The organism is Pseudomonas sp. RAC1, from assembly GCF_030658255.1.
GTDB lineage: Bacteria > Pseudomonadota > Gammaproteobacteria > Pseudomonadales > Pseudomonadaceae > Aquipseudomonas > Aquipseudomonas boreofloridensis.
Window position 1 is genome coordinate 1 of sequence record NZ_JAUTXS020000025.1, and the last position, 19,492, is coordinate 19,492.

A 19,492-nucleotide genomic window follows, 5' to 3' on the forward strand; every position below is an offset into this window, starting at 1 on the left:
GACGGGCTTGGGGTAGAGATAGACTTTTTCGACTTTGGCGTCGGGTCGCATCATGACGGGGCTGGCTCCAGAAAGAGATCGGGAGCACAGCATTGGGGATCAGCTTCGCGCTTTGAATGTGGGGTTCATGGAGCAGTTACAAAAGACTTGAGCATGGAGGTCGGGTTGATGGGGCGTCCTGGATAGACGGGTGAAATGAAGACCCAGCCTTTGCCCTCTGCATCCACCACGCGGCTACCGTGGAGGTGACGTAGTAGCACGAGCGCTTGCTCCGGTAATGGCACGATGTGCTTGCTCTTGTCCAAGTGCTTGGTCTTGCTGACAACGTAGCGCCAATCAGCGCCGACCAAATCCACGTCCTCCCAGCGCATCTGTACCAGTTCGCCAGGGCGGACCGGCAACATGACCAGCAAGCGCATCGCCGCTGTCACACTGCTGTCACTGCAGTCATCCAGGCGCAACAGCAACCTCCCCAGGTCGGCCGGCCTTTCGATCGCTGGGTTGCTGTTGACGACGTGGCGGATTTTCAATTCTTCGATATTGCTGAGCGCCACGTTTCGCTCTACCCAGCCGCGCCCCTCAGCGAATCCCAAGATGGCACGGATGATGGTCCGTACGCGCCTAGCCATAGCCATGGTGCGCTTGCGACGCAACTCGGTGATGATCGCGGTGATGTGGTCCAGCTTGATCTCGCTAACCTGCTTTTTGCCGATCGCAGGCAATATGTGGTTGGTCAGCGCTCCGCGAAACCCGGCGATGGATTTAGGCACCAGTTCGGCAGACTTGAACGACATCCATTGTTCCGCAACAAACTCGAACGTGCGCACCTCATTGAGAAGCTGTGCCTCGATCTTTGCGGTCTTGGCCTTGAGTGGGGCGACATTGTTGGCCACGTCGTTGCGTGCGCCTCGAGCAATGTCGCGCGCTTCTTTCAAGCCGATGTCGGGATATGCGCCGATGGAGAAGCGGTTTTCTTTGCCGTGTAGGCGGTACTTCAGGCGCCAAAACTTGGAGGGTGGTTTGCCAATTTTGCTCGATGCCTTCACTTCCAGGTATAGGCCCGGGACTTCACCGTCGGCGTGTTTGCCGGGGGCAGTCAGTGAGCGGATGAAGGCATCACTGAGCTTGCGTCTGAACGGAGGGGGATTTTCTGTAGACATCGGTGGGAGCACCGTTTTTTAAATTTCACTATTTGCCCCCAATTACGCCCCCATCAGTACTGGAAACCAGTGGAATTCGATGAGCGGCTTTGGACTCTAAATACCATTAACTATCTGATTGTAATGAATTTTGTGGATGTCATTGGAACTCAGTCACAGACTATCGGGGTCCCCAAAGAACATCTGTATCCGCGACCGCAACCACCGCTCCGCCGGATCGTTGTCCTGCGCGCCACGCCAGGCCATGTGCAACTCGAACGTCTGCACGTCCAGCGGCATGTCCTCGGCTCGCAGTCCGCCCGCCGCCGTGAGCGTCTCTGCCGCGTAGTCAGGCACGGTGGCGATGATGTCGGTGCCCGCGAGCAGGGTGCCCAGGCCATTGAACTGGGGCACGGCCAGTACCACGTGGCGCTTGCGGCCAAGGGTTTCCAGGGTTTCGTCGATGAAGCCGGACAGGTCGCCGGCGAACGACACCAATGCGTGCGGGCGGGCGCAGAAGTCGTCCAGGGTCAGGGCGCCGGGTACGCTGTCGGCGCGCAGCAGCTTGGGCTTGCTGCGGCGCAGGACCTTGCGCTTGGCGTTGGCGGGCAGGTCGGCGGTGTAGCTGACGCCCACCGAGATTTCGCCGGAGGCCAGCAGGGTGGGCATCAGCAGGTAGTTGACCCGGCGCACCACCAGGACGATGCCCGGCGCTTCGGCGCGGATCCGCTTGAGCAACTGCGGCAGCAGGGCGAATTCGGCGTCGTCGGACAGGCCGATGCGAAACACCGAGGTGCTGGTGGCGGGGTCGAACTCGGCGGCGCGGCTGACGGCGGTGGAGATCGAGTCCAGCGCGGGGGAGAGCAGGGCGAAGATCTCTTGGGCGCGGGCCGAGGGCTCCATGCTGCGGCCGGTACGCACGAACAGCGGGTCGTCGAACAGGTTGCGCAGGCGTGACAGCGCCGCACTGATCGCCGGCTGGCCGAGAAACAATTTCTCGGCGGCGCGGGTCACGCTGCGCTCGTGCATCAGCGTTTCGAACACGATCAGCAGGTTGAGGTCTACTCGGCGCAGGTCGTTGCGATTCATCGGTGCGTGTCGCCTTGCTCTGGTGGGTCGGGATGAATAGTACGGCCAAAGGCTGTTAACCTGCACGGATTTACCGGCCTCGGATCAATCGCAGGCATGTCGACTATTAATGGCCACTGATGGTCTAACCGGCAAAGCCCCGATAAAGTCCGTGGTAATACGAGATTCACACAGGCGAGGTATGCGATGTCCCGCATGATCCGGTTCCACAAGTTCGGCCCGGCCGATGTGCTGCGCTGCGAAGAGCAGCTCGAGCCGTCGCCGGCGGCCGGCGAAGTCCAGGTGCGCGTCCAGGCCATTGGCCTGAGTTGGTACGACGTGCTCTGGCGGCAGAACCTGGCGCCGTCCCACGCGCGGCTGCCGGCCGGTATCGGTCATGAAATGGCCGGGGTGGTGACCCAGGTCGGCGAGGGTGTCGATGACATCGCGGTGGGCGACCGCGTCGCCAGCTTCCCGGCCACCAGCCCGAACGAGCATCCGGTGTACGGCGATGTCATCGTTTTGCCGCGCACGGCCATTACCCGCTACCCCGAACACTTGACGTCCATCGAAGCGAGCGTGCACTACACGCCGCTGCTGATCGCCTATTTCGCCTATGTCGACCTGGCACGGGCCAAGGCCGGGCAGTCGGCGCTGGTGACCGATGCCAGCCACTGCGCAGGCCCGGCTTTCGTGCAATTGGGCAAGGCCCTGGGCCTGAAGGTGATCGCGGCCACCAAGGAGCCCGAGCAGCGCGACTATCTGCTGGGCTTGGGCGCTGACAAGGTGATCGTCACTGAAGAGCAGGACTTGCTGATGCAGATCGGCAAGTACACCGATGGCCGCGGCGTGGATATGGTGCTCGACGGCATGGGCGGTCCGCAGATGTCACTGCTCGGCGATGTCCTTGCGCCGCGTGGCAGCCTGGTGCTTTATGGCCTGCAAGGCGGCAACCAGACGCCTTTCCCGGCGTGTGCGGCGTTCCAGAAGAACATCCAGTTCCATGTGCACTGCATCGGCAACTTCACCGGCAAGCCTGAGCTGGGCATCGCTCAGGATCAGGTGGCGATGCAGCGCGCGCTGCGCGATATCAACCAGTTCACTGCCGACAAACTGCTGACGCCACAGATCATCAGGGTCTTCCCCTTCGATGATTTCGTGCAGGCGCACCGCCTCATGGATGATTGCCCGTGCGGCGGACGAATCGTGCTGGACTTGGGGGCCGCCCCCTGATCGAAGCGATGCGCTGATTGGGTGCCCCCGACAGCCGCCCCTGTAATCCCACTATGTGCCCTGTCGGGCGCGGGGTTACAGGGGCGGCTTTTTGCATTGATGCACATAGACTGATCGTTTGCTGGTCAAGCACTGAAACTTCCTACAAATATTTAGTGTGTATCTGATATCTAAAACGCATGCAATGTTATCGGCACCTCATGCGGCGGCTCATATCCTTAAAACAAGGGGCTTAATCTCTATAGTCTCCTTTGAATTACGACTATCTGAATGGTTTTTTTACGTTCATCTGTATCTGTTATTCAGCGTACAACCCTCGATAATGGCCCTGTGACACCCAGGCTGAACGCCTGCAGAGTGCCCAGTTGCTTCAGTTTTCGGCTAGTGAGCGCTGGGATTGAAGCTGTGGCGCGTCACTAACCCAAAATAGTTGCGAGAAGCTGCTTCAAGTTTTCCTAGTTAGCTGTAGGAAATCTCCGGAATGCTGAATCAAACATATTCAGCAGTTCGATGACCCGAGGCTTTATTGCGCTCAAGGAATGGAGTGGAACACATGAGCAGTATCCATGATCAAGCAATGCACTACATCTATCAGCAAGTGCTGGAGCGGTTGCTCGACCATATGACCCAAGCCCAGCGTGCCTCGGTTCAGTTGTTGATTCAGCGGCTGCTGGTGTCGGCTGGCGGCGTCGAGTATCTGCGCGATTTCCGGCTGTTGGTGTTGCTGGGATACGACCGCAGCAATGTCAGCCTATTGGCGTTTCTACGGGCGGCGCAGCTGAGTATTGCCTTGCGCGGCCCCGAGACCTTTCGCCTGCAAGTGGTCGTCAATGCCAGACCGGCATTGACCGACACGCTGCTCGACCACCTGGAACGAACCTTCGGCGCACTGTTTCTGCATGACGATCCGCGGGTCGAGTTGCTGCTGGCAGGTGCTGGCTACGTTCAGCCGTTCAGTCGTGACCCTTCGTGTACAGCCGAGTCGCAGCAAGCCGACCGCGACGCCTTGCTTGTGTTCGGCCACTTGTGTGCAGGCCAGCCTGAGGCGGTGCTGGGCAGTCGCTTGCATTTAGAGTTGGGCGATACCGTGCGCACGCTATTGCAGCGCGTGGCGCAACCTAGCGCCGTGATCACTGCCGTGCCCCTGCGACAGCGTCAGCGCTTTGTGGCCTGGAGTCGTGCTGCCATGCGTGTCAGCGGTGAGCGTGGCGACGCGGCCTTGCATCGCTGTGCCGGTGCCTTGTGCGAGTTGCTCGGGCGCATGCACTGTACGCTAGCGTCCCCGCTGCAGCGGCCGGATCCTGTGCCTTACGGACGTAACGGCAAATTGGCGTTGCGCATCATCGCCGTCGACGACCTGCTCAACGAGCGGCGCGACGATGATCATCTGGTCGAGGCGCTGGGCCTCGGCGCGGCATCATCTGCCAGCCCCGCACCTCTGGCGGCGTTCTCCGATCCTGCCTATCTGGCGCACTTGCAACGCTTGCGCACCCACTGGCTGGGAAGCGCCAGCGATACCGCGTGGTTGGCAAGCGAGCCTGGGCACGCCGTGCTCCAGCGCGCCTTCGGCATTGACGATGTGCAGTCCACCTGTCTGCTGTTCGCCCCCTTCGCCGAGCGAGGCGAAGGATTGGCGGCCTTCGTCCAGCGCTGTCATCCGGCCATGCGTGTGGCGCTGCCGTATCTGCACCGGGCGCTTCAGGGCGAGCCGTGCCCGGAAGCGGTGGTGCAGTGGTTGCTCGATACCAGCGGGCTGAGCCTGGCTCAGCTGCGCGGTATCTATAATGGACGCATCGAGCCGACGGCCGCGCGGCTGATGCACCGAGTGGCTCGCCGCGATGCGCGTCTGCGCCTGGTGCTACCACCGATGCTGCACGTAGGCGTCACCGCGCCGATTGCCTGCTGATGGGCCGTTCGGTACGTGGGGAGTTTGCCTATCAGGCGGTCTATCGCTATCTGCTGACGCAGATCACGCAAGTGCGGGGGACTGAGGATGAACGTCTGCCTTCGTTGCGCGATCTGGCGCGACGGCTGCGCGTTTCGCTGGCTACGGTGCAGTGCGCCTACAGCCTGCTGGAGGCCGAGGGTCGCGTACATACGGTGCCCAAGTCGGGCTACTACGCTCGACCAGCGCACCTGGGGCCCAACGAGACAGTGCACCAGGCATTGCCTTTGAGCGGTTCCCCGCCACCCTGTGCGACGCTCGAACCGTTGCTGTTGGCCCACGAGCGGCGGCTGGGTAGTCAGGCGCAGGAGGAGCTGGTCGCTCAGGCGGTGCTGCGCCGCGCAATTGCCGCGCGGCTGACGCATTCATCAAGCCGTTACTGGCGGGCCGAAGACGTCAGTCTGTCGCCCGACTTACCGGCATTGCTCTATACCTCGTTGCACGCCTTGAATTTGCAGGGCAGCACGATCCTGGTGGCCACGCCCTGTTGCGCACGAGACGTTCAGGTGCTTGAGCAATTGGACATGCGGATTGTGGAGTGGCCCCTTGAGGTGCCGGACTTCGACGCACTGGCGCGGCTGCTGGAGGCAGAAAAGGTGCACCTGGCAGTGATGCCCGCCTGCCTCGCCAGCCCGCCCGGGCGCTGGCTTTCGCCTGACGAACAACGTGAGTTGGCACGCTTGCTGGGCCTTCATGGGGTTTGGCTGCTGGAGAGCGATCAGGACAGCGAACAGTGTTTCGCAGGATCGCCGGCATCGCACCTTCGCGATTGGGTGGACCCGCGCCGGCTGTTGGTGCACGGCACATTGGAGGCGATTGTCGGCGCAGAAGCCCCCATTGCCTATCTGCTCAGCCCGCATCCTGAGGTGCGCGAAGCCGTAGCGCGGCGCAACTTCCGGCTTCCACCCCGACGTGTGTTGGCTTTGGCGCGTGTACTGAGCCGATCGGATCTGGACAGCCAGCTTGAGCAGGCACGATCGACGCTGCGAGGGCGCATGGCGACACTCTGCCAGCTGATGGATCAGCACCACCTCGGTGACTGGCTGGCCTATGCTGCGCCGCAGGGCGGCTACACGCTATGGTGCCGTTTGCATCGATCCATCGACATCGATAGCCTCTGCGCCCGCCTGCACAGTCCGGCGCTTCGGGTGCTTGCCGGTACTCGGTTCAGTGTGCAGGGGCGGTTTGGACAGTGCCTGGCGCTGAGCTGGGAGGGCGACGATGCAGCGGCACTGGGTCAGGCGCTCGCGGAGCTGGCCCGAGCCTTGTCAGACCTCCACGGTGCCGACCAGCCGGTTGCGGGATGACCGCCGATCCGGCGCGCTTGCCAGAATCCGTGATCTGTATGTATAACCAGTGCTTCTCCGTTCAGCTTCCGATCCTTCGCCGTGATTGCCCACTCCGTCGACGACCCGTTCTATTACCTGCACAACTTCCGGCAAGTGCTGCGCTGGGTCGAGCAACGTTATGCCGACCTGCTCGACGCCGAAGATCAGGCGTTTCTCGTACAGTTTGCAGGCCTGCCCCAGCCCGCGCAGGCCCTGCTGGTACGCATGGTGATGCGCAAGGGCGAGCTGTTTCGCGATGATCGCCTTCACTATGCCGAGATCGGCGACACCGCCCAGGCACTGGCGCCGTTGCTGAGCCTCGGCTGGGTCTGTGCAGAACCGGTGCTGACGTTGGAGCAGTTGTTCGCGCTGCTGCGCAAGGACGAACTCGCGTGCTGCTTCGCCGGCCACCTCAGCCAGCCCAAGGCCACCAAAGCGCGACTTTTGGCTGAGCTGCAAGCGCTGGAATTGGTCGAGCGCCCGTTGCACGCCTGGTACGCCGAGGCGCCGGTGCGCATCCTGCACTGGCGCCTGCAACCGTTGTGCGACCGTTTGCGCTTGTTGTTCTTCGGCAACCTGTATCAGGACTGGTCCGAATTCGTGCTGGCCGATCTGGGGCTGCTGCGCTACGAGCAGGTCAGCTTCAGCCGCGATTCGCGCGCCCTGCGCCAGCGCGCCGATGTCGATCTGGCCATGGCGCTGCACGCCTGCGCCGAGCGACTGGAGCAGGGCGAGGCGCCAGAGGCGCTGGTGCTGCTGTTGGGTCGGCTGGTCAGTGATAACCCCTGGCTGGCGCGGCGCCGCACCCGCTTGCTGTATGCCATCGGCCAGCGCTGTGAGCGCCTGGGTGACTGGGCGCAGGCGGCTGCGGTGTATGAAGGGCTCGCCCACCCGCAGGCGCGGATTCGTCGGGTGCGGGTGTTCGAGCGCAGCGAGCAGTGGGAGAGGGCGCATGCGCTCGCTCTGCACATGGCCCAGGCGCCGGCCAACCCGCTGGAGGTGCAGGCACTGGCGCGCATGTTGCCGCGCCTGAGCCGCAAGCTCGGCGGGCCACCGCATCGGCGCAGGGCTTCGGCGATGCAGGAACTGATCGAGCTGCAATTGCCTCTGGACAGTGCCGGGCAAGGCGTCGAGCGTGCCGTGCGTGCGCATCTGCAGCAGTCCGGGGGCGAGGTGCACTATGTGGAGAACACCCTGTTCAACAGCCTGTTCGGCCTGCTGTGCTGGGAGGCGATTTTCGCGCCGCTGCCCGGCGCCTTCTTCCACCCTTACCAAGCCGCGCCGCAGGACCTTCACGACGACGACTTCCAGACCCGCCGCGCCGCGTTGTTCGAGGCCTGCTTCGCTCAGCTCGACGACGGTCGCTATCGCCAGACCATCCGCGACCGCTTCGCCGCCAAATACGGCTTGCAGTCGCCCTTCGTGTTCTGGGCCGCGCTGAATGAAAACCTGATCGAGCAAGCGCTGGCCTGTGTGCCGGCGCAGCATCTGAAGCACTGCTTCGTGCGGCTGTTGCAGGACATTCGCAACAACCGCACCGGCATGCCCGATCTGATCCAGTTCTGGCCCGAACAGGCGCGCTACCAGATGATCGAGGTCAAGGGGCCGGGCGATCGCCTGCAGGACAACCAGTTGCGCTGGCTGGAGTTCTGTCGGGAGCACGCCATGCCGGTGGCGGTGTGTCATGTGCGTTGGTGCGAGGCGGTGGCGTGAGCCTGAGCGTGGCCGTCCGCGCACTGTGCGAGTTCGCCGCCAAGGTGGGCGATCTGGATCTGCGTTTCACCCCGTCGCCCACCGCCCAGCAAGGCATGGAAGGCCATCGACAGGTGGTTGCACGCCGCGACCCCGGCTATCAGTCGGAGGTGTCGCTCGAAAGCGAGTACCAAGGTTTGCGTGTGCGTGGACGCGCCGACGGCTACGATCCGGTGCGCAATCGCGTGGAAGAGATCAAGACCCACCGTGGCGACTTGGCCCGCCAGCCGGACAACCACCGCCAACTGCATTGGGCCCAGGCCAGGGTTTATGCCTGGCTGTTGTGTCAGTCGCGAGGGCTGGCGCAGCTGGAGGTCACCCTGGTCTACCTGGACATCGACAGCGACCGCCAGACGCTGTTCAGCGAGCAGCTGCAGGCCGACGATCTGCAGCGTTTCTTCGAGACGCTGTGCCAGCGCTACATTGGCTGGGCCCAGGCCCAGCGCCTGCGCCAGGCCGAACGCAACCGCGACTTGCAGCGCCTGGCGTTTCCTTACCCGCAGTTTCGTCAGGGCCAGCGCCAGTTGGCCGAAACCCTGTACAAGGCGGTCGCCACCGGGCGCTGTCTGATGGCCCAGGCCAGCACCGGCATCGGCAAGACACTCGGTACGCTGTTCCCGCTACTCAAGGCCATGGTCCCGCAGCAACTGGACAAACTGTTCTTCCTCACGGCCAAGACCCCGGGCCGGGCTTTGGCGCTCGATGCACTGCGCCAGATCAGCGCCGCCACCGCGCAACCTGGGCTGCGAGCGCTGGAGCTGATTGCCCGGGACAAAGCTTGCGAGTATCCCGACCGCGCTTGCCACGGCGAGTCCTGCCCACTGGCCAAGGGCTTTTACGATCGTCTGCCGGCGGCGCGCGAGGCGGCGTCGCACGTGCCGCTGCTCGATCGCGCCGCGCTGCGCGAGGTGGCCCTGGCCCATGAGGTCTGTCCTTACTACCTGGGGCAGGAGATGGCGCGTTGGGTTGACGTGGTGGTTGCCGACTACAACTACTACTTCGATGCCTACGCGCTGCTGTTCGGCCTGACCCAGCTCAACCAGTGGCGCGTGGCAGTGCTGGTGGACGAAGCGCACAACCTGGTCGAGCGCGGTAGGGCCATGTACAGCGCCAGTCTCGATCAGGGTCAGTTGATGGCGCTGCGTCAGCGCAAACCGGCCGGATTGACCACTGTGCTGGAGCGCCTCAATCGTCAATGGAACGCCCTGTACAAAGAGCAACAGGCCCCGTATCACGCCAGCGAGCCGGTCCCCGACGCCTTCATCAGGGCATTGCAGCAGTGTACCGGGGTGATCCAGGAGCACCTGGAACAGATGCCTGCCCAAGTCGATCCGCAGGTGTTGCAGTTCTATTTCCAGCTCCTGCAGTTCACCCGAGTGGCGGAGCTGTTCGACGAACACTTCCTGTTCGACATTCAACTGCGCAACGGCCCCCGGCGCCGGCGGCTGGCGACGCTGACGCTGCGCAATGTGGTGCCTGCGCGCTTGCTCGCACCGCGCATGGCCGCCGCGCGCAGCGTCACGCTGTTCTCGGCTACCCTCGGCCCGCGACGGTTCTATGCCGATCTACTGGGCATGCCCGCCGACACCGGCTGGCTGGAGGTCGCCGCGCCGTTTCGTGCCGAGCAGCTACAGGTGCACATCGTCAGCCAGGTGTCGACCCGCTACCAGCAACGGCAGCGCTCCCTGGCCCCCATCGTCGAGCTGATCGCCGGGCAATATCATCGTCAACCCGGCAACTATCTGGCGTTCTTCAGCAGTTTCGAGTATCTGCAGCAGGTCGCTTCGCTGTTCGCCGAGCGGCACCCCGAGGTGACGCAATGGTGTCAGGCCCCGGGTATGGACGAGGCCGCGCGGGAAGCTTTCCTGGCGCGCTTCGTCGAGCAGGGGCAGGGTGTCGGCTTCGCGGTGCTCGGCGGTGCGTTCGGTGAAGGTGTGGACCTGCCCGGTACGCGTCTGATCGGCGCCTTCGTCGCCACCTTGGGCTTACCGCAGGTCAATCCGGTCAATGAACAGTTCAAGGCGCGCCTGGGACGTCAGTTCGGTGCCGGCTTCGATTACACCTACCTGTATCCGGGCGTACGCAAGGTGATCCAGGCGGCCGGTCGGGTGATTCGGGGGGAGCAGGATCGCGGCGTGTTGTTTCTGATCGACGAGCGCTTCAGCGAACCGCGCGTGCAGCAGATGTTTCCCGCCTGGTGGCAGATCGCCGAGTGAGCGGCGTGTGGCCATCGCGCCGCCGTGCAACTCCCAGTACACTGCGCGTTCCAACACCTACATCCGTAGAACTCGAGGTTTTGCATGACGCTCAGTCCTTTGGCAGGCAAGCCGGCTCCCGCCAGCGTGCTGGTCGATATTCCCCGCCTGTTGACGGCCTACTACACCGGTCGCCCGGACGCCTCCATCGCCGCCCAGCGCGTGGCCTTCGGCACCTCGGGGCACCGTGGCACTTCGTTCGAGCTGAGCTTCAACGAGCACCATGTGTTGGCCATCACCCAGGCGATCTGTCTGTATCGCCAGGAAAAAGGCATTGATGGCCCGCTGTTCATCGGCGCCGACACCCACGCCTTGTCAGCCCCGGCTGCCGCCAGCGCGCTCGAAGTCTTGGCGGCCAATGGCGTGCAGGTGCGGCTGTCCAAAGATGACGAATACACCCCGACACCCGCAGTGTCCCACGCCATTCTCTGCTACAACCGCGGGCGCCAGCAGGGGCTGGCCGACGGTATCGTCATCACCCCGTCGCACAATCCGCCCCAGAGCGGCGGCTTCAAGTACAACCCGCCCAACGGCGGGCCGGCCGACAGCGATGTGACCAAGTGGATCGAGGCCAAGGCCAATGAGCTACTGGCGGCCGAACTGGCCGGGGTCAAACGCATGTCCTACGCCCAGGCGTTGCAGGCCGCGACCACCGAGCGCCATGACTACCTTGGCAACTACGTCGCCGACCTGGAAAACGTCATCGACTTCGAGGTGATTCGCAACGCCAAGCTGCGCCTGGGCGTCGACCCATTGGGTGGCGCTGGCGTGCGCTATTGGTCGGCCATCGCCGAGCGCTATGGCCTGGATCTGGAAGTGGTCAACACCGAGGTCGATCCCACCTTCCGCTTCATGAGCGTCGACTGGGACGGGCAGATCCGCATGGACCCATCCTCGCCCCACGCCATGCAAGGCCTGATCGGCTTGCGCGAGCGCTTCGACGTGGCGTTCGCCTGCGACCCGGACCACGACCGCCATGGGATCGTCACTGCTGACGGGCTGCTGCAGCCGAACAACTACCTGGCCGTGGCCATCGACTATCTGTTCCGTCATCGCCCGCACTGGCGTCAGGACGCAGCCGTCGGCAAGACCGTGGTGAGCAGCGGCATGATCGACCGGGTCACCGCACAACTGGGCCGTGAGCTCTACGAAGTGCCGGTGGGCTTCAAGTACTTCGCCCAAGGCCTGTTCGAAGGCACGCTCGGCTTTGGCGGCGAAGAAAGTGCCGGCGCCTCGTTCCTGCGCCTGGACGGCAGCGTCTGGGCCACCGACAAGGACGGCCTGATTCCAGCACTGCTGGCGGCCGAGATGACCGCCCGCACCGGACGCAACCCGAGCCAGGCCTACGCTGACCTCACCGCCACCCTGGGCAAACCCTACGCCACCCGTGTAGAGGCCAAGGCCGATGCCCGGCAAAAAGCGCTGCTGAGCAAGCTGGCGCCCGAGCAGGTCACGTCCACCGAGCTGGCAGGCGAAGCCATCGAGCAGATTCTCAGCCACGCGCCTGGCAACGGTCAGGCCATCGGTGGTCTGAAGGTGATGACCGCCAATGGCTGGTTCGCCGCACGGCCATCGGGCACCGAGGACATCTACAAGATCTACGCCGAAAGCTTCATCGACGAAGCGCACCTGCAGCGACTGGTACAGGAAGCGCAGGTCTTGGTGGATGCCGCGATCCGCTGAAGCCGCTGATGCATGAGCGTCAACAAGAATCCGAGGACTGCCTGGCAGCCCTCGGATTCATGCATTCAGGGGGACAGAACCTCAGGCGACATCCACCAGCACGATCTCGCTGTCTTCGATGGCCGTGACCCGCACGACCCGTTCATCTTCGACGGCGACGCCATCTCGTGCATGGGCGCGCACGCCATTGACTTCGACCACACCCTTGGCAGGCACCAGGTAGCCACGGCGCCCCTCATCGAATCGGTACTCGGCACTTTCGCCAGCGTGCAGGGTGGCCGCCACCAAGCGTGCATCGGCGCGGATGCGCAGGGTATCGCCGGGTTCCTCACGGCCGCTGGCCAAGGTGACGAAGCCTTCGCCACGCTCGCCCTTGGGAAACGGACGAGTGCCCCAGGACGGCGCTCCACCGACGTTCTCCGGCACGATCCAGATCTGGAAAATACGCGTGTCGACCGGCTCCAGGTTGTATTCGCCGTGAACGATGCCGGTCCCGGCACTCATCACCTGAACGTCCCCGGCTTCGGTACGGCCCTTGTTGCCCAAGTTGTCCTGGTGACTGATTGCCCCCTCACGCACATAGGTGATGATTTCCATGTCCCGATGAGGATGGGGTGGGAATCCGCTGCCGGCCGCGATCAGGTCGTCGTTCCATACCCGCAGGTTGCCCCAGTTCATACGCTGCGGGTCGTAGTACTCGGCGAAGGAAAAGTGATGGTGGGCGTCGAGCCAGCCATGATTGGCGTGGCCCAGGCTCTCGAAAGGGCGCAGTTGCAGCATGGTGAGGTCCTCGTTAATTCGTGATGGAGCTATGATGCGCCGATTGCATATCGAAATTAAGCATAAATATCGACTCAGATTGATCGGCTGGATTGATTAATCAATATATTGTGCTTTCTACGTTTCATCGCCTAATTGCCTGATCTGCAAGCCGAAGCTGGTACTTTTCGGCGGATCGTTGGAACATGCTCGCCTGATTCGTTTAGCCCTGGAGTGACCGTGTCCCACGAGCAGCCGCCATCGTCGCCGCCCGACCTGACCCCGCCCGCGCAGTTGCCGTGGCTACGCCGCCTGGCTGCGCGCCTGCTGGGTCGCGGACTGAGCCGATTACAGGCGCAGCATCGCGATTCCTGGTTCCTGGGTCACGCCATTGGGCAGCGCAGCGGACACACCGACGGTGTGCGCGATGGCTACGAGCGGGGGCGCGCCGAAGGCTATGAAGCCGGGCGTCAGGTGCTGGTGATTCGTGACTGCCGCGACGACACGCCTGCCGTGCCGGGGCAGGACAACAACCTGTTCGACGATTGGCGTCTACCGCTCACCGCCGACCTGAAAAAGCGCTTCAAGGCCGATGTCGCCCAGCGCCTGCCGGCCACCGCCCAGCCCAGTGCGGCGCAGTGGAAGCTGATCTTCAGCGACACGCCCAGCACCTGCGTGGTGGCCGGTGCGGGGGCGGGCAAGTCCACGTCCCTGGTGCTGCGCATCCTGCTGCTGCGTCATTACCTGGGCTTCGAACTCGATGCCATGACCGTGGTGACCTTCACCCGGGAGTCGCGCAATGACTTTATCAAGCGCCTGGTGCAGGTGTTCGGGCTGTGGCACGTCGAGATGTCGCCGGCCACTGCCCGCGAGTTGGTGCGCACCTTCCACTCACGCATCCTGCCGCTGGTGCGCAGCCTGCCGGGCTTTTCCCAACTGCGGGCGTTCGAGACGCTGGGCAATGACCTGCCGGCAGGCAGCGAGGCGTTGGCAGAAAGTACCGCGTTCGACCTGCGCCTGAATGACGCCCAGCGCCAGGCCATGAACCTGTGCTACCGCGATCTGCTCGCTGAAAGCCCACGCTTCGCTGAACTGGTGGCCTCCTTGCGTCGCGAGGCGCTGCTGCTCAAACCGTTGGATCCGGACCATCCGGATGTGCAGAAGCGCGTGCAGGTCACCCAATTGGCTGCGCAGCGGGACGAAGAGTTGTGCGATGTGATCGAAGACCTGTGGTTCGCGGCCGGCGCCTGGCCCATCAAGGGCATCGAGCCGTGCCGTGAGACTGTGCAGATACGTGGGCAACGCTTTCACGTGCATGGGCGCCTCGCAGGGCAGGACACCTGGGTCGTGTTAGGCTTCGACCCCGGCGAGAGTGCTCAGTATCAGCGACCCGGCGCCAAGCTTTCGGTGCGCGCAGAATGGTCGGTCAAGCGCACATTGCTTCAAGCTTTTTGCGACAAGCCCCTGATTTGGCTGGATAACTACGACAGCGCCAAACGCCTGGCCGGCACCCTCGCCGGGGATGCCGTCGCCGGGCCGGGGTTCGAGTTCAAGGTCAAGGGTGAGCTGGCATCGGTCCCTTTGCTCGACGCGTTCGTCTCCGCTGCCGGTTTCATCGAAAACCTGGGCCTCGATGTAGGGCGTGCGGTAGCGGACCTGAGCTTCCCGTCAGGCGATGCCGATGCGTCATTTTTCGAAGCGTTGGCGCTGTATTGGAAGGCCTTCGAAAACCATCTGCTGGGCATGTCGCCGCCGGTCATGACCTACAACCGCATGTTCGCGCTGTTCGGCGAGCTCAACCCGCAGAATCTGCGACTGCTGCCTGATACGCTGCTGCGTCCGATGGCTCACCTGATGCTCGACGAGTTCCAGGACGTCTCGCCACAGATCGTCAGTTGGCTGCGCGCCACACTGGCTGAAATCCGCCGGCGCGGTCCGAGTCTGACTACGGGGCGTACGGCGGCGCATTCTTCCTTGCTGTGCGTGGGCGACGACTGGCAGTCGATCTATGGCTGGCGCGGCAGCTCGCCCGACTACTTCATCGGCTTCACCCAGACCTTTCCATCACCTGCCAACACCCGTGTGTTGATGGTCGAGAATTACCGCAGCCAGCAGTACATCATCGACGCCGCCGAGCACTTGGTGCGTGGTGCGCCGGCGATCGGAGGCAAAAAAGCCAGGGCCAGCGGCGCCGCTGCCGAGCTGCCGCTGTCGGCTGTGAAGGTATTCGAGCGCGACGACGAGGCCATGGCGCGCACCGTGGTCGAGCATTACGAACAAGGTGAAAGCATCCTCATCCTGTTTCGAAAATCATCAGATAAATCATTGATTCTAAAGAGTATCGAGCAATTACTTAAAGTAGAGTCTGAACTGCCGAATGACCGCCGGCGAATCCGCCTGCTGACCTATCACAGTGCCAAGGGGCTGCAAGCCGATACCGTCTTCATGCTTGGCGATTGCCAGTACCTCACTCGCTCACCCCACAAGAACCAGCTGTACCGTCTGGCAGGCTTGGCTCGCGATGGCGATGCACAAGGCTACGACACCGCGCAGAAAGACGAAGTGCAGCGCCTGGCCTACGTCGGCGTGACCAGGGCGATCAGGCACTGCTATTGGTACGTGGAGCGGCCGGATGGCGAGGCCAGGACGCTGCCTAGCGCTGCGCGCAGGGTCGATGCCCGGCTGCCATGTTTCGACGATCTGCGCGGATGAGCCGGTCGAGGCCAGGCGCTGGTGCGTGAACTGATTGGCGGCGTCGCGTCTGCCTAAGTGACGGTCGCGCTCGGGCCTTTGGCCAGTGCCCTGATGGTCCAAGGTGGTTCACTCGCCCGCGTTGTTTCGGACGTCGGGCCATGCCAGGGAGCGCGCCATGCCTACGCAGTCCATGCCCAAGGATTACCTGCTGGACCTCAACGGTATCGAGATGGCAGTCCGCACGTGGGGAGAGCAGGGAGCCATTCCGGTGCTCGCGCTGCACGGCTGGCTGGATAACGCGGCCTCGTTCGAGCGCCTGGCGCCGCTCATGGAGGACTGTTTCATCGTGGCCCCTGACCTGATTGGGCACGGTCGCTCCGATCATCGACGCGAAGACAGCGGGTACTACCTCTGGGAGCATGCCGAAGATGTTCTGGCATTGGTCGATCGCCTGGGGCTTGGGCCTTTCCATGTTGTGGCGCACGGTATGGGCAGTGGCATCGCCTCGATACTCGCCCTGCTCACCAGCACTGTCGTCAGCATGACCTTTCTCGATGGCATGGGAGTACCTTTTACCGTCGATGAGGGCGAGCGGCTGCCGCATCTGGCTCGCGCCTATCGGCTCAAGCGCATGGTGCAGCGCAGCCAGGCAGGCAGCACCGGGCCGTTGTCGGGCAGTAGATTCGAGAACCTCGAGCAAGCGATGGGACAGCGTCGCGACCGGTTGGGCGCTGAGGTATCCGAGGAGGCAATCAGGTTACTGGCTCAGCGAGACCTGCTGCAGACGGGCGATGGCTATCGCTGGCGCCATGATGAACGGCTGGCGCTCCCGGAAAGCATGCCCTTGACCGAGAAAGAAGCGTGCAAGCTGCTCCAGCAGATCCACTGTCCGTTGTACCTGATTCTGGCCCGTCAGGGTCGGTGCGCAGGCCCCGTTTTCAATCGCCGTAAATCCGCCTTGCCCGCTCATGCGCAGGTGTCGTGGTACCCGGGTGGGCACCATTTTCACCTCGATGAACCTGAGCGAGCCTTGGCCGAGCAGATAGGGCGGATTCTGGCGCGCCATGAAGGCGCGCCAGTGCTGCGTCGCGTCAATGAGTGAATTGCGCTATATGCCACTCAGCGATTGGCGCCGCCATCGCCCTGCGCTCCGGCGCCTTCTGACCCGGTTTGATCCATACCTGGCAGGTCAGCATCATCCTTTTGCTTGATCGACGGGCTTTCGCTCTCGGCGTTGGGCACACGTGGGTCGGTGTCACGAGGCATGGGCTGCTGGATGGGATTGAGGGTGCTGTCCACTCCAGGCGCAGGGCCTGGGTTGTGCGGGTCGTCCGGGTAGGTGGTGCCAGTGCCCACTGCCATCGCCAGCGGTGAGCACAGCAGGGCAGCCAGCAGACAGGAACGGGTCAGGGATCGCTTCATGGGGCAAACTCCTTTGCGCAGAACAGGGCGTGTTTCCCTTGGGCCCTGTCATGCGCGGCAAGGTGCCATTATCCCGACCGACGGTCAGACAACCGTCGACAGCAACATGATGAAGATGATGCCGACCACCGAGAGGATGGTTTCCATCATGCTCCAGGTCTTGAAGGTTTCAGCCACGGTCATGTTGAAGTACTGCTTGACCAACCAGAAGCCGGCGTCATTGACGTGGGAGAGGATCAGCGAGCCGGCACCGGTGGCCAATACCAGCAGCTCACGGTTGACCCCAGGCACCAGTTCGATCACCGGCGCGACGATGCCGGCGCCGGTGATGGTGGCTACCGTCGCCGAACCGGTGGCGATACGAATCACCGCAGCCACCAGCCAGGCCAGCAGGATCGGTGAGATTTCGGCCTGGACCGCCATCTGCCCGATCACGTTGCCGACGCCGGTATCGACCAGCATCTGTTTGAAGCCGCCCCCGGCGCCGACGATCAGCACGATGGCTGCGGTGGGCGCCAGGCTGTGGTCGAGCATCTTCATGATCTGCTGACGGCTGAAGCCGCGCGCCGAACCGAAGGTATAGAAGGCCAGCAGCAGGGCAGCGAGCAGGGCGGTGATCGGGTGCCCGATCAGGTCCATCCATTGGCGCACGATATGGTCGGTCGGCAGCACCACGTCGGCGAAGGTCTTGAGCAGCATCAGCGCGACCGGCAACAGCACGGTGACCAGAGTGACGGTGAAGCTGGGCAGGTTCTTCTGGTCCGATTCGCGGGCGATCTGGTCCATCAGTTCCTGGGAGGGGTTGCCGGGGATGTAGCGCGAGATGAAGTTGCCGAACAACGGGCCGGCGATCACGGCGGTGGGCAGTGCTACCAGCAGGCCATAGAAGATGGTCTTGCCGATATCGGCGTGGAAGATGCCGATCGCCAGCAGCGGTCCCGGATGCGGCGGCACCAGGCCGTGCACCACTGACAAACCCGCCAGCAGCGGGATGCCGATCTTCACCAGCGACACGCCCGAGCGTCGCGCGACGATGAATACCAGCGGGATCAGCAGCACGAAGCCGATCTCGAAGAACAGCGGGATGCCGACGAGGAAGGCGGCGAACATCATCGCCCAGTGCACCTTTTGCTTGCCGAAGGCGCGGATCAGCGTCTGCGCGATCTGGTCGGCGCCGCCGGAGTCGGCCATCAGCTTGCCGAGCATGGTGCCCAGCGCGAGGACGATGCCGACGAAGCCGAGCACGCCGCCGAAGCCGTCCTGGAACGATTTCATGACCTTGGCCACCGGCATGCCCGAGGTCAGGCCGAGAAAGCCGGCAGCCAGGGTCAGGGCGACGAAGGGGTGAACCTTGAAATGGGTGATCAGCAGGATCAGTCCGACGATGGTGACCAGCGCGTCGAGCAGCAGGTAGGTATCAGTAGCCAGTCCGAACATGGGAGTCTATGCCTCGGTCTTGTCGTTGTTGTAGTGGCGGAGCAGGGTAGGTCTTGAGTGCAAGGCATCAAGACAGCGCTATCTTTGGTGAGCCGGAAAACCGCATTCAGGCGGTTCGCGCCAGGCTCCGCTCACCGCAGGGCTTTAGCCAGTCGTTCACACGCTCGGCCAGCGCGGCGATCGGACGTGTGGCATCCAGCGCAAGCGTGAGGGGTTCGCCGTGAGGCGGCTCGAGGGCCGCGAACTGGCTGTCGATCAGGCTGGCGGGCATGAAGTGGCCGGGGCGGGCCAGTACGCGGCGCTCGGCTTCCTCGGGGCTCAGCTCGAGAAATACGAAGCCAAGGCCCGGCATGGCCTGGCGCAAGGTTTCACGATAGCGGCGCTTGAGCGCGGAGCAGGTGAGGATGGGGCGCTCGCCGGCCTTGACGATGGCCTGCAATTCTTCGCCCAGGCGCGTCAGCCAACCGGCGCGGTCGTTGTCGTCCAGGGGAATACCGGCGCTCATCTTGCGGATGTTTTCGGCAGGGTGGAAAGCATCGCCTTCGATCAGGCGACCGCCACTTCGGGCCGCGATGGCCGAGCCGACGCAGCTTTTGCCGCAGCCTGCCACGCCCATGACCACAATGGCGCAAAGGGAAGGGTTCATCGGTACCTCCTGCGGGGTAAGACAGCGCTGTCTCACGCTCGACGAGCAGTGGTGCAGGCGCCACCCTCCCGGGTGTTATTGATTTTGTGATACGCAGTTCGGACTGCTGCAACGATTGAGGCGTTGCCTGC

The 19,492-nt window shown here is 63.3% G+C and carries 13 protein-coding genes and 1 pseudogene; 8 read left to right on the top strand and 6 right to left on the bottom strand.

Annotated elements, in window-relative coordinates; all coding sequences use genetic code 11:
* Nucleotides 1–140 precede the first annotated feature (140 nt).
* Both Q7C30_RS07110 and Q7C30_RS07115 read right to left on the bottom strand, forming a co-directional pair.
* Nucleotides 141–1,160: pseudogene (locus tag Q7C30_RS07110) on the bottom strand (integrase arm-type DNA-binding domain-containing protein); the annotation flags it as partial.
* A gap of 153 nt (nt 1,161–1,313) precedes the next feature.
* Nucleotides 1,314–2,228, bottom strand: a complete 915-nt coding sequence (locus tag Q7C30_RS07115; protein ID WP_039578058.1) for a LysR family transcriptional regulator — start codon at nt 2,226–2,228, stop codon at nt 1,314–1,316.
* 186 nt (nt 2,229–2,414) lie between these two features.
* Between Q7C30_RS07115 and Q7C30_RS07120 the strand changes: the two genes are divergently transcribed.
* From Q7C30_RS07120 to pgm, 6 genes are all read left to right on the top strand, one after another.
* The gene (locus Q7C30_RS07120) at nt 2,415–3,440 is read left to right on the top strand and encodes a zinc-dependent alcohol dehydrogenase family protein (protein ID WP_317871100.1); all 1,026 of its coding nucleotides are present in this window, start codon (nt 2,415–2,417) and stop codon (nt 3,438–3,440) included.
* Between the two features lie 553 nt (nt 3,441–3,993).
* Nucleotides 3,994–5,346: a hypothetical protein gene (locus tag Q7C30_RS07125; protein ID WP_317871101.1), complete on the top strand. Its 1,353-nt coding sequence runs from the start codon at nt 3,994–3,996 to the stop codon at nt 5,344–5,346.
* Nucleotides 5,346–6,692: an aminotransferase class I/II-fold pyridoxal phosphate-dependent enzyme gene (locus Q7C30_RS07130; RefSeq protein ID WP_317871102.1), complete on the top strand. Its 1,347-nt coding sequence runs from the start codon at nt 5,346–5,348 to the stop codon at nt 6,690–6,692. Before Q7C30_RS07125 ends, Q7C30_RS07130 begins: the two co-directional genes overlap by 1 nt.
* Nucleotides 6,693–6,773: 81 nt before the next feature.
* Complete coding sequence (locus Q7C30_RS07135; RefSeq protein WP_317871103.1) at nt 6,774–8,426, top strand: VRR-NUC domain-containing protein; 1,653 nt, start codon at nt 6,774–6,776, stop codon at nt 8,424–8,426.
* Entirely contained in the window at nt 8,423–10,681 is a 2,259-nt protein-coding gene (locus Q7C30_RS07140) for an ATP-dependent DNA helicase (protein WP_317871104.1), read from the top strand. Before Q7C30_RS07135 ends, Q7C30_RS07140 begins: the two co-directional genes overlap by 4 nt.
* An 84-nt stretch (nt 10,682–10,765) precedes the next feature.
* Nucleotides 10,766–12,403 (top strand): phosphoglucomutase (alpha-D-glucose-1,6-bisphosphate-dependent), encoded by a 1,638-nt coding sequence (pgm, locus tag Q7C30_RS07145; RefSeq protein ID WP_317871105.1) that lies wholly within the window; start codon nt 10,766–10,768, stop codon nt 12,401–12,403.
* 81 nt (nt 12,404–12,484) lie between these two features.
* Here the strand turns inward: pgm and Q7C30_RS07150 are convergent, their stop codons facing one another.
* Nucleotides 12,485–13,183: a pirin family protein gene (locus Q7C30_RS07150; protein WP_039578042.1), complete on the bottom strand. Its 699-nt coding sequence runs from the start codon at nt 13,181–13,183 to the stop codon at nt 12,485–12,487.
* Between the two features lie 219 nt (nt 13,184–13,402).
* Here Q7C30_RS07150 and Q7C30_RS07155 point away from each other — a divergent pair, with 219 nt between their 5' ends.
* Both Q7C30_RS07155 and Q7C30_RS07160 read left to right on the top strand, forming a co-directional pair.
* Nucleotides 13,403–15,874: a UvrD-helicase domain-containing protein gene (locus Q7C30_RS07155; protein ID WP_317871106.1), complete on the top strand. Its 2,472-nt coding sequence runs from the start codon at nt 13,403–13,405 to the stop codon at nt 15,872–15,874.
* A 157-nt stretch (nt 15,875–16,031) separates the two neighbouring features.
* Nucleotides 16,032–16,958, top strand: a complete 927-nt coding sequence (locus Q7C30_RS07160; protein WP_317871107.1) for an alpha/beta hydrolase — start codon at nt 16,032–16,034, stop codon at nt 16,956–16,958.
* A gap of 17 nt (nt 16,959–16,975) precedes the next feature.
* Here Q7C30_RS07160 and Q7C30_RS07165 read toward each other — a convergent pair whose 3' ends face one another.
* From Q7C30_RS07165 to Q7C30_RS07175, 3 genes are all read right to left on the bottom strand, one after another.
* A complete protein-coding gene (locus tag Q7C30_RS07165) occupies nt 16,976–17,278 on the bottom strand; it encodes a hypothetical protein (RefSeq protein WP_317871108.1) in 303 nt (100 codons plus the stop codon).
* Between the two features lie 84 nt (nt 17,279–17,362).
* Complete coding sequence (locus Q7C30_RS07170; RefSeq protein WP_317871109.1) at nt 17,363–18,715, bottom strand: GntP family permease; 1,353 nt, start codon at nt 18,713–18,715, stop codon at nt 17,363–17,365.
* 106 nt (nt 18,716–18,821) lie between these two features.
* Nucleotides 18,822–19,361 carry a gluconokinase gene (locus Q7C30_RS07175; protein ID WP_039578034.1) on the bottom strand — a complete coding sequence of 180 codons (540 nt, stop codon included), beginning with the start codon at nt 19,359–19,361 and terminating at the stop codon, nt 18,822–18,824.
* Between the last annotated feature and the right edge of the window lie 131 nt (nt 19,362–19,492).